The organism is Lysinibacillus sp. OL1 (genome assembly GCF_004332175.1).
Lineage (GTDB): Bacteria > Bacillota > Bacilli > Bacillales_A > Planococcaceae > Lysinibacillus > Lysinibacillus capsici.
In genome coordinates, this window is the sequence record NZ_SJDS01000010.1 from 194900 (window position 1) to 206048 (window position 11149).

Below are 11149 nucleotides of genomic sequence, written 5' to 3' on the forward strand. Positions count from 1 at the left end.
AGTATTTTTCTTTTATCGACATACGGATTGTAGTAGAATTCATACATAAAAAAGTGTAAGTTAATTAGTAGAGCTGAGCGTAGGGAGAGGAGTTCTAGATATGCCTGAAATTTTATCTTTAAATAATGTAACTTTTTCATATACACCAGAAAATCCAAATAGTCGTAATGCTGTTGAAAATGTTAGTTTTGCTGTGGAAGAAGGTGAGTGGATTGCTATAGTAGGACATAATGGTTCTGGTAAGTCCACTATTGCCAAGCTGATGAATGGTTTATTGTTTCCTCAACAGGGAGATGTACGAATATTGCGAGAACCCTTGAATGAAGAAAATCTTTGGGAATCTCGCTCCTTAATGGGAATGGTCTTTCAAAACCCTGACAATCAATTCGTTGGAGCAACGGTACAGGATGATGTAGCATTTGCTTTAGAAAACAACGGGATCCCCTTTGAAGAAATGGTGAAACGTGTACATGCAGCACTTGAACAGGTAAAAATGAGTCAGTTTTTAGACCATGAGCCACATCATTTATCTGGTGGACAAAAACAGCGTGTAGCCATTGCTGGCGCACTTGCATTAAAGCCGAAGCTTTTAATTTTAGATGAGGCTACATCCATGTTAGATCCTCAGGGGCGTGCAGAGGTGTTACAAACGGTTCAAACATTACGTGCAGAAACAGGATTAACAGTTTTATCTATTACCCATGATTTAGAAGAGGCAATGTTAGCGGATCGTATTCTTTTTATGAATGATGGTAAGAAATTTGCAGAAGGTACACCTGCTGAAATCTTTGCACTTGGGGACAAGCTAGTTGAATTTGGACTAGATTTGCCATTTGCCTTGAAGTTATCAAAGCTATTGCAAAAGGAAGGTGTTCCATTAATGGGGCAACATATGACAGAACAAGAGTTGGTGAATGATTTATGGACATCAAACTTCAACAAGTAAGCTATGCCTATGCACAAGGAACACCCTTTGAAAAACGGGCATTATTCGATGTGGATTTTGGCATTCCATCTCATACTTATCAAGCGATAATTGGCCATACGGGTTCTGGAAAATCAACGATTTTGCAGCATTTTAACGCGCTTCTAAGACCTACTTCAGGAGAAGTACATATAGGAGATCGTCTTATTGTAGCTGGGAAAAAAGCAAAGGATTTAAAAGCTGTAAGACAAAAGGTCGGTATTGTCTTTCAATTTCCAGAGCATCAACTATTTGAAGAAACCGTGTTGAAGGACATTATGTTTGGCCCAATGAACTTTGGTATATCAGAGGAGGAGGCCGAAGCTCGTGCTAGAGAACTTGTCAACTTAGTCGGTTTACCAGATAACGTTTTGGATAAATCACCGTTTGATTTATCAGGTGGTCAAATGCGTCGAGTAGCGATTGCAGGTGTTTTGGCAATGGACCCTGAGGTTATTGTCTTAGATGAACCCACAGCAGGTCTTGATCCACGAGGTCAAAAGGAAATAATGGATATGTTTTATCAGCTCCATCAAGAACGTCATCTTACAACCATTCTAGTAACCCATAGTATGGAGGATGCAGCTCGATATGCAGATAATATTGTGATCATGCATGAAGGAAAGAATGTCTTAAGTGGATCACCACGGGTTATTTTTAAAGATATTGCAACATTAAAGAATTTCCGTTTAGAGCCACCACGTATTGTCCGCTTCCAACAAAAGATTGAGCATATGATGGGGCATTCCTTTTCTAAAGTTTGCTTAACAGAGGAAGAGCTTGCTGTGGAAATTGCTCAAGCACTTAGAGAGGAGCGTGCAGAGTCATGATGGAAAAAATGATCTTTGGTCGCTTCTTACCTGGTGATTCACCCGTTCACAAGCTTGATCCGCGGTCAAAGCTGATCTTTGTGTTCGCCTTTATTATTATTGTGTTTTTAGCCAATAATACCGTGACATATGCTATGTTACTCGCATTCACACTACTGATTGTATTAGTATCGCGCATTCGTCTATATTTTTTAATAAATGGACTCAAACCAGTACTCTTTTTGATGGCCTTCACATTCCTTCTCCATATTTTTATGACGAAGGAAGGCGTCCCTGTGTTTGAATCTAAATTCATTACGATTTATGACGAAGGGATTAGGCGAGGAATATTTATCTCAATTCGTTTTCTAGTATTAGTATTTATGACGTCAATCTTAACGTTAACTACATCACCGATTTCTATTACTGATGGTATCGAGGTTCTACTGAATCCATTAAAAGCAATAAAAGTACCTGTACATGAATTGGCTTTAATGATGTCCATCTCATTACGCTTTATTCCAACCTTAATGGATGAGACGGATAAAATTATGAAGGCACAAATGGCAAGGGGCTCTGATTTATCATCTGGACCAATTAAGGACCGTATAAAGGCAGTAGTACCATTACTTGTGCCTCTCTTTGTCAGTGCATTTAAACGAGCTGAGGATTTAGCAACAGCGATGGAAGTAAGAGGCTATCGCGGTGGTGAAGGACGCACTAGGTACCGTAGGTTAAAATGGGATATGGGGGACACATTTGCGATTGTGTTATTAGTAGCAATAGGCGTATTGCTATTCTTCTATAGAAGTTAAAGGAGTAGGCTATATGCGACGATTAAAAGTAATTATAAGCTATGATGGTACACTTTTTTCGGGCTATCAGGTACAGCCAGGGGAACGCACAGTGCAGGCTGAGCTTGAGCGTGTTCTAGCCATTATGCATAAGGGAGAACAGGTTAAGGTAACTGCAAGTGGTCGTACAGATGCTAAGGTACATGCGACAGGGCAAACAGTGCATTTCGACACACCTCTTGCCATTCCAGCAGAAAAATATAGTAAGGCTTTGAATGTGCAGCTGCCAAGAGATATTCGAGTATTATCGGTTGAGGAAGTGGCACATGACTTTCATGCACGCTACGACGTGGCTGGAAAAAGATATCGCTATATTTGGTCTTGTGAGCCTATCCAAAGTCCATTCCGCAGATATTATACTGTGGAGACAAATGGGGTCAAACCTAACGTAGAGGCGATGCAAGAGGCAGCTAAGGCTATTATTGGTACACATGACTTTTCTTGTTTTTGCGCGGCGAATACAAGCGTGAAAGATAAAGTACGCACAGTAACATCGTTACAATTTGAATGGCATGGTGAAGAGCTACATATGGTGATTGAAGGGAATGGCTTCTTATATAATATGGTACGTATTATTGCAGGTACTCTTTGGGAGGTTGGGATAGGTCGACGTAAGATTGACAATGTGTCCCAGGTAGTTGCTTCAGGTAATCGTGATAAGGCGGGAAAAACCGCTCCACCACAAGGGCTATACTTAGAAAAAGTGTTCTATTAGTGGCGTTCTACAATTCTGAACAACTTCACCAGGTGTTTAATGAAATTGCTTGACTTTAAAAGTCATTCATTATATGATAACAGATGGTATTTTCATTACCACCACAAATAAGCCCCGAAACTTATAGTGTAGTCTAATGAAAAATAACGGTAATCGAATCGATTAGGAGGATATATACATGCGTACAACATTCATGGCTAAAGGTCACGAAGTAGACCGTAAATGGTTAGTAGTTGATGCAGAAGGCCAAACTCTTGGACGTTTAGCTTCTGAAGTAGCTGCAATCTTACGTGGTAAACATAAACCAACATTCACACCAAACGTTGACACAGGTGATCACGTAATCATCATCAACGCTGACAAAATCCATTTAACTGGTAACAAATTAGAGGGTAAATTATACCGTCACCACACTCAATTTGCGGGTGGTTTAAAAACACGTACTGCTGGTGAAATGCTAGATAAGTACCCAACAAGAATGATCGAATTAGCAGTTAAAGGAATGCTTCCTAAAAACTCTTTAGGTCGCAAAATGTTCACTAAACTTAATGTTTACACTGGAACAGAGCATCCACATGCTGCACAAAAACCAGAAGCATACGAGCTTCGCGGATAATATAAATTAAGAGGAGGATATTACTTTGGCACAAGTTCAATACATCGGCACTGGTCGCCGTAAAAGCTCTGTAGCTCGCGTACGTTTAGTACCAGGTACAGGTAAAATTGTTATCAACAAACGTGAAATCGAAGAATACGTACCATTCGCTGCATTACGCGAAGTAATTAAACAACCATTAGTAGCTACTGAAACTACAGGAAGCTATGATATCCACGTAAACGTTAATGGTGGTGGATACACTGGTCAAGCTGGTGCTGTTCGTCACGGTATCGCTCGTGCTCTACTTCAAGTAGACCCAGATTTCCGTGCTGCATTAAAATCAGCTGGATTACTTACTCGTGATTCACGTATGAAAGAACGTAAAAAGCCAGGTCTTCGCGGCGCTCGTCGTGCACCTCAGTTCTCAAAACGTTAATATCAGCATTTTCAAACCCTGCCCCATTTTTATGGGACAGGGTTTTTTTATGTTTGAAAACGTGCTAACTGAAAAAACTATATGAAACATTATAAAATCCTTCAAGCACGCCCCTTTCAGAACTTAAACTTAAACATCTACCCCAAGACTCTTTCTACTTTCGAGGAAAGAGTATTTTTGTCATTCCATCATAAAAAGCAATCTGTGAAGTAACCTCAAAGATTGCTTAACGTTATTTCTTATGAAACAGCTAATTCCGAAGTGAGGACATCTAGAAAAGTATATGAAAAAACCTCCTATAGTGTTAACTGTTATTTCGTTCGGATGCTGCTTCTTTTAAAATTTGCTCAATCTCATAAAAGCCTAGTTTTATTGCATGCTGTAATGGTGTAACACCATCTCGATCTCCAATAGTTATATCAGCACCATGATCCACCAATAATTGTACAATTTCTTGATGTTTCTCCCCGCCATTGCCTAGTATGACTGCCTCCAATAGAGCTGTCCAATGCAAATTATTAATGTGATTGACATGAATGTCTGAATGATTAAGTAGCTCTCGGACCACCTCAACATGTCCCCGTTCGGATGCAGGGATAATGGCAATTCCACCAAAGCGATTAGTTAGCTTTGTATCTGCCCCTGCAGATATAGCAAGTTTAACGATTTCTAAATAGCCTGATGCCCCTGCATGTAAAAGTACGTTCTCAAGGTTATTATCTCTAATATTAATATCAGCACCATGTTGAATGAGCACCTTCACAGTATCCACCTGATTATTATAAGTTGCAGCTAAGACAGGGGTTCTTCCATACCGATCCGTTGTATTAATATTGATGCCATTTTGCAGAAGTGCTAATACTTTATCAGTATCACCGTTCGCTGCTGAAAGTATTAATTGATCATTCATTTTTCCACCCTCTTTTCTTTAGTTAAAAGGCCAAATGACTAGTGGTATATCACTGTAGCCTACTTTTCCGTTTATACAAATATGGTAACACGGAGCGAATTGTACGAGTACTATTAAAAAGATATGCTAGGCTTAGCTTTTTCCTATAATTAATAATGTTGAGATACTCGTTTGTGAGAAATGTCGTTCACCTATAAATTAAGTATATGTAAAAAAATAAGTATCTTTTTTACAAAACTTACTATTAGTGTGCAGATTTAATATATATTAAAAATATTTTCGTATAAGTTTATGTTTTTTTAAGAAATTATTTAGAGGGAGTTTAACACTCCACTTTAATATAGTTTTTAGAAGGTACAACAAACCTTTCATTTTAAAAAATGGTCATTATGGGTTTGAAGTAACTCAAAATATAAACTAACCGACGGAGGTAAGTAGGTATGAAAAAATTATTAATAGTATCTGTTGCAGCAATTGCATTACTTGCAGCATGTCAAGATAAGGAACCTGCAAAAGGCAATACGACGAATAGTGAGGAAGTTAAAACAGAAAGTGCTGCAACAGATAATACTACCAAAGAGCAATTAACAAAGGGACAAGAAATGGCTAACATTCTAAATAGTACGAATTGGCAAGGTACAAAAGTTTATGATCAAGCTAACAATGATTTAACTGCGGAGAACGCAAACTTCATTGGCTTAGCAAAATATGATGCCCAGACAGGTCATTATGAATTCTTTGACGTGGCTACAGGTAAAAGCCGTGAGGATAAAGGGACATTCTTTATCACAAATGATGGGAAACAAAGAATATTAATTTCCGAATCAAAAAACTACCAAGCAGTTGTCGAGATCACTGAGCTCAACGATAGTATCTTTACTTATAAGAGAATGGGTAAAGATGCTGCAGGCAATGATGTAGAAGTATTCGTGGAACATATTCCATATAAAGAAAAAGAACTGGCATTTACTGATTCCGATAAAACGTTAGATGCTTCTACAGGTCAAATTGTTACAGACGTTGACGGAGATAAAATTCTCGCTGATACACTGTGGCATGGAACCGTTGTGTTAGATGAAGCGGGTAATGATGTAACAGAATTCAATTCAAATTTCATCAGCATTGCAAAGTATGACGCAAATACAAATAAATATGAGTTCTTTAATCCTGAAACAGGTGAAAGTCGTGGAGACTATGGTTACTTTAATGTCATTCATGATAATAAAATAAGAGCGCATGTTTCTGTCGGTGATAATAAGTATGGTGTAGCTCTTGAAATTACAGAAATCAACGATAAGAAGTTCACGTATAAACGAGCAGGTAAAGACAAAGATGGCAATGATATAACTGTATTTGTAGAGCATGAGCCATATACAGGTGAATTCAAACCTACTTTTACAAACCAATAAAATTGTTCTTCCTCCCTTAATATAGAAGAAATTGAAAACTCTCAAGTTTGTGACTTGGGAGTTTTTTTTACTTTCTGGCATAGTTCATCCACTAATTTCGTACACTAAATGTAAAAGGGTGGTGTATATGGGTGAAGCGCTGGCTTGCACTAGGAGTAATTATGCTTATGAGTATAGTGGTCGTGGCATATGAAACAAATGCTTCGGACCGTAACTTCTTCTTACCGGACCCACTTGGTGGCATAAAAATTGTCATTGATGCAGGGCATGGTGGTGAGGACGGAGGAGCTTCAAAGGGCGAAGTGATTGAAAAGGATATTACACTTGCAATTGCTCAGCATGTAGAGAAGCAATTAAAGAAAAAAGGCGCAACGGTTATAATGACACGAACAAAAAATGGTGATGTAATCGATGAGCATGCGCCATCAGAAAAATATGGAACAATGAGAGAACGGAAAAAGCAAGATATCTTCCTAAGAAAGGATATCGTGGAAAAGGAAAAGCCTGATGTATTTATAACGATTCATGCAAATGCCATACCTGAAACAAAATGGCGTGGCGCACAGGTATTTTACCATAAGGAAGGACATGCTGACGGAGAGATTCTTGCCAAGAGTATTCAACAATCCATTCGCACTAATTTAAAAAATACAGACCGTGAAGCATTGTCTATTAAGCAAATCTATTTATTGAAGAAAGCGGAAGTACCTGCAGCTTTAGTGGAGACTGGTTTTATTAGTAATGATGAGGAACGAGCATTATTAGTGGACAAAAACTATCAAGAAAAAATGGCAGATGCCATAGTTGAAGGTATAGAAGACTATTTATTAGCCAAAATTGAGTAGAGCAACATCTACAACGTAAATCAAATCATTATGATATACTAATATTGAGACAATATAAGGGGAGTGTTCGTCGTGATTACTGAACAACAAGTACGAGAAATACTGGGACAACTACAAGATCCATTTTTACATAAATCGCTTGCAGAAACAGATGGTATTACGAACGTAGCAATAAAAGAAGAAAAAAATCATGTCAGTGTAAAAATTGCCATTGCTAAACTGAATACACCGGAACAATTACAACTACAAATGAAAGTTGTTGAGGTGTTGAAAGAAGCAGGTGTAAACACGGTTGGTATTCGTTTTGAAGAACTATCAACAGAAAAATTGCAAAGCTTCCGTGGCACAGCAACAGAGTCGGAAGCACAAGATATTTTATCTCCATTAAGCACAGTCCAAGTAATTTCAATTGCTTCTGGTAAAGGTGGAGTTGGTAAATCGACAGTATCAGTTAACTTAGCTGTTGCTTTAGCTCGTCTAGGAAAGAAAGTCGGCTTAATTGACGCAGATATTTATGGATTTAGTGTACCTGATATGATGGGTGTAACGGATATGCCTAAGGTAGTCGATAATCGTATTTTCCCAGTAGATCGCTTTGGGGTAAAAATGATTTCAATGGGCTTCTTTGTAGAAAATAACGCACCGATCGTATGGCGCGGACCCATGCTTGGTAAAGTATTAGATCAATTCTTCCGTGATGTCGAGTGGGGTGAATTAGATTATCTATTATTAGATTTACCTCCTGGCACAGGTGACGTTGCATTAGATATCCATCAAATGTTGCCATCATCAAAAGAAATTGTTGTAACAACTCCACACCCAACAGCAGCATTTGTTGCAGCTCGTGCAGGGGCAATGGCGCTTCAAACAGACCATGAAATTTTAGGAGTTATCGAAAACATGGCTTGGTTTGAATCTAAATCAGGTGACCGAGAATTTGTCTTTGGGCAAGGAGGAGGACCAAAGCTAGCTGACGAACTACGTACAGAGTTGCTTGGACAAATCCCGCTTGGGCAACCAGATTGGACAGATGAAGATTTTGCTCCTTCTGTATACGCTGAAAAACATACAACAGGACAAATTTATTTAGACATCGCGACGAAAATCATCGATAAATTAAATAAATAATAAAAAACGGATTTCCACCAGTTTTATGGGGAAATCCGTTTTTACATTACCAAGGTTACTCGGTACTTTTTTGTCCCTTATCCGATCCGCCACCACTATCGCCACTCGCTTCTTTCTTATCGCCACTTCCTGATGAACCTGCTTCGCCACTTTTCTTAATAAGTTCCTGCCATTTAGATTGCATTAAAGGGCTTTCGATCGTTTCCTTTACAACTTCCTCCATTTGCTTGCGCATATTGGATGATTTAAGGATAGTCTCCAACTGCTTTTGCATATCGGGTTGCCCGAAAAATGCCTCCATATCCTTTTGGAAAGTCGGATCTTTTATTAAGTTCTTCATAATATCCTGTTGCTGTTTTTGCATACTTTTCGCAACAGTTTCTTTAAACTTTGGATCTTCAAAGGTTTTTTTCCAAAAGTCTTCTGCTTCCTTGGAAAGTAAAGTTTCCTCGGTAGCCTTTTTCACTTCATCATGCTCTAAAATCAAGAGCTCACGGAAACTCGGCTCTTCTAAAAGCTGTCGCAATGCCTTTTTACCATCCTCTGTTTGTAAAGAGTCAATCATGATTTTTTTTATTTCATCATAGGACATGGTAGAGGTTTTATCTTGTGAACAGGCAGAAAGAAAAAGCATTAGAATCAGTAATAAGGTGAATTTTCGCATCGACAATCAGTCCTTTCTCTAGATAGACTCTTTCAATTATTGTTCACATTTCTCAGGACTTTATGTATTGGTTAGGATGAGAAATAGCTTTTTTAACAAGGCATTGATAAAATAAGGACAGATATATTGAGAAATTGGGGGACTTTTAGTTGTGACGATACGAAATTGGGCAAAGTTTTTCTTCTTTGCAATGCTCGTTGGTGGTGCAGTCAACGGAGTTTTTAGTTTATTTATTCGCTGGGAATTCTTCCAACCATACATAGCAAACGGTCAATGGGGTGAGTTTTTCGCTGGACTTTTATGGATGGTTTTCTTAGGGTTTACAATGAGTGTTATAGCGCAAGCTGGCTTTTTTGCTTATTTAACACTTCATCAGGTAGGTGTTAATATTTTTAGAACACTGACATTATGGAATTGGGTACAGCTGGTATTAATTGCCATAACGATTTTCGATATAATTTTCTTCCGCTTTATTCCTGGTGTGAAGGATGGGCAAAGCTGGTTGTTCTATGTAGGATTATTAATTGTCCTCATATTTGGGGCAATAGCAACAGCTGTTCAAAAAGTAAAATTAACAGGGAAAAAACATGTAATGATTTCGGCACTATTCTTTATGATTGTCATTACAACGTTGGAATGGACAATTGCATTGATGGGTCGCGACGAAAATATTAATGAGTATGTTGCGCTTTTATTATTCCCATTATTGGCGGTTAATGCGTATCAATTATTAGTATTACCTAAATATAATGCAAAATCCGATGAAGATCGTCAAAAATTAGAAGCACGACGTAAAGCTCGTCGTGAACAGGCTAAAAATGCATAAGGAAAAAAAAAGAATTGCCTCACTGAAGTGGAGGCAATTTTTTTATGGCGCTTTTTTAGTTTGAACCTTATAACCGAATATATTTTCTTCAATCGACATAAACTTATGCTGTTGTATTAGCATGTTAAGCTCTTTAAAGGATATTTGATTATTTTGATGGAGCGGGAAAAAGACAAAATCACCTTTTTGTAATTTTGGAGTTTTCTCACCTTGCCAAATAAGAGAAGGAGATAATAAATTCATTTGTTGTTGGAATAAGGCTTTCTGTAAATCCTGTGAATATTGGTGATTTCGGGTAGCAAACCATAAAGGTCTTTCTTTTAAATATTTTTCATAAGTATCAATATCCTTTTGGATGAGCGCAATGTCAACGGGTTCTTCTACTGAATCATCAGGCCCAAGTAATCCTGTAGGCAATTTGCGTTGTTGGATAATTTTTAAATGATCGGGTGACCGTTTTATCCAATCAGCATCTAAAAGTAGAAGTGGATAAGGCTCCTTCACCGTTTGGAGCCATTCTAATAGAGAGTCATCAGAGAAAGAAATCTCTACAATAAGAGATGTGCCATAATGTCCCTTCGTGACCACTACTGGTGCATTCGCAATATTAAATACAGAAATCATCGTTGAATTTATAGGCTTTAAAAAGGCAAAGAGCGTTACGATTAAAAGCAGTGAAATCAACGTTTTACGGACCATAATGATAACCTCGTTTCTAAAATTTAAAATAAAAAATGAATCTCTTTAAAAAAACTTATGATTTAGTGTTGACTTTCATGAATAATCGATGTTATTATGTATAAGTCGCCAAGAGGTGACAACGAAATAAAGAAACATGAACCTTGAAAACTGAACAAGCAAAACGTAATCAATAAAGTTTTAAGTAACTAGCTTCGGTTAGTGAACAAAACAAAAATTTTGGACATCAAACATGATGCCAGCAAAACAATTTGAGCTAATCAAATTTCTTTTATGGAGAGTTTGATCCTGG

Annotated in this window: 12 protein-coding genes and 1 pseudogene; 10 read left to right on the forward strand and 3 right to left on the reverse strand. The window is 37.9% G+C overall.

The genetic code is table 11. The features are described from left to right. Window positions 1-100 precede the first annotated feature (100 nt). The 6 genes from EW028_RS17960 to rpsI all read left to right on the forward strand — a co-directional run bounded on the left by EW028_RS17960 (window position 101) and on the right by rpsI (window position 4376). Window positions 101-946 carry an energy-coupling factor ABC transporter ATP-binding protein gene (locus EW028_RS17960; RefSeq protein WP_131521820.1) on the forward strand — a complete coding sequence of 282 codons (846 nt, stop codon included), beginning with the start codon at window positions 101-103 and terminating at the stop codon, window positions 944-946. Then, window positions 922-1794 (forward strand): energy-coupling factor ABC transporter ATP-binding protein, encoded by an 873-nt coding sequence (locus EW028_RS17965; protein WP_131521821.1) that lies wholly within the window; start codon window positions 922-924, stop codon window positions 1792-1794. The genes EW028_RS17960 and EW028_RS17965 overlap by 25 nt, the downstream gene beginning before the upstream one ends. After that, the gene (locus EW028_RS17970) at window positions 1791-2588 is read left to right on the forward strand and encodes an energy-coupling factor transporter transmembrane component T family protein (protein WP_004233739.1); all 798 of its coding nucleotides are present in this window, start codon (window positions 1791-1793) and stop codon (window positions 2586-2588) included. The genes EW028_RS17965 and EW028_RS17970 overlap by 4 nt, the downstream gene beginning before the upstream one ends. 13 nt (window positions 2589-2601) lie before the next feature. Beyond that, window positions 2602-3342, forward strand: coding sequence for a tRNA pseudouridine(38-40) synthase TruA (gene truA, locus EW028_RS17975; protein ID WP_131521822.1), 741 nt, complete (start codon window positions 2602-2604; stop codon window positions 3340-3342). Between the two features lie 178 nt (window positions 3343-3520). Then, window positions 3521-3958 (forward strand): 50S ribosomal protein L13, encoded by a 438-nt coding sequence (rplM, locus tag EW028_RS17980; protein WP_004233742.1) that lies wholly within the window; start codon window positions 3521-3523, stop codon window positions 3956-3958. A gap of 25 nt (window positions 3959-3983) precedes the next feature. Continuing rightward, window positions 3984-4376 (forward strand): 30S ribosomal protein S9, encoded by a 393-nt coding sequence (gene rpsI, locus EW028_RS17985; protein WP_004233744.1) that lies wholly within the window; start codon window positions 3984-3986, stop codon window positions 4374-4376. Window positions 4377-4680: 304 nt separating this feature from the next. Here rpsI and EW028_RS17990 read toward each other — a convergent pair whose 3' ends face one another. Then, the gene (locus tag EW028_RS17990; RefSeq protein ID WP_131521823.1) at window positions 4681-5286 is read right to left on the reverse strand and encodes an ankyrin repeat domain-containing protein; all 606 of its coding nucleotides are present in this window, start codon (window positions 5284-5286) and stop codon (window positions 4681-4683) included. A gap of 542 nt (window positions 5287-5828) precedes the next feature. Here EW028_RS17990 and EW028_RS17995 point away from each other — a divergent pair. The 3 genes and pseudogenes from EW028_RS17995 to EW028_RS18005 form a co-directional block, all read left to right on the forward strand. Next, window positions 5829-6695 (forward strand): annotated as a pseudogene (locus EW028_RS17995) (DUF4822 domain-containing protein); the annotation flags it as partial. A gap of 131 nt (window positions 6696-6826) precedes the next feature. Then, window positions 6827-7540, forward strand: a complete 714-nt coding sequence (locus EW028_RS18000) for an N-acetylmuramoyl-L-alanine amidase (RefSeq protein ID WP_004233756.1) — start codon at window positions 6827-6829, stop codon at window positions 7538-7540. Between the two features lie 72 nt (window positions 7541-7612). Further along, on the forward strand, window positions 7613-8668 hold the full coding sequence (locus tag EW028_RS18005; RefSeq protein ID WP_004233758.1) for a P-loop NTPase: 1056 nt from the start codon (window positions 7613-7615) through the stop codon (window positions 8666-8668). 55 nt (window positions 8669-8723) lie between these two features. Here EW028_RS18005 and gerD read toward each other — a convergent pair whose 3' ends face one another. Then, window positions 8724-9332 carry a spore germination lipoprotein GerD gene (gene gerD, locus EW028_RS18010; RefSeq protein ID WP_131521825.1) on the reverse strand — a complete coding sequence of 203 codons (609 nt, stop codon included), beginning with the start codon at window positions 9330-9332 and terminating at the stop codon, window positions 8724-8726. A gap of 151 nt (window positions 9333-9483) precedes the next feature. Here gerD and EW028_RS18015 point away from each other — a divergent pair, with 151 nt between their 5' ends. Continuing rightward, a complete protein-coding gene (locus EW028_RS18015) occupies window positions 9484-10158 on the forward strand; it encodes a KinB-signaling pathway activation protein (protein WP_131521826.1) in 675 nt (224 codons plus the stop codon). 42 nt (window positions 10159-10200) lie between these two features. Here EW028_RS18015 and EW028_RS18020 read toward each other — a convergent pair whose 3' ends face one another. Further along, window positions 10201-10857 carry a hypothetical protein gene (locus EW028_RS18020; RefSeq protein ID WP_131521827.1) on the reverse strand — a complete coding sequence of 219 codons (657 nt, stop codon included), beginning with the start codon at window positions 10855-10857 and terminating at the stop codon, window positions 10201-10203. Window positions 10858-11149: the final 292 nt, after the last annotated feature.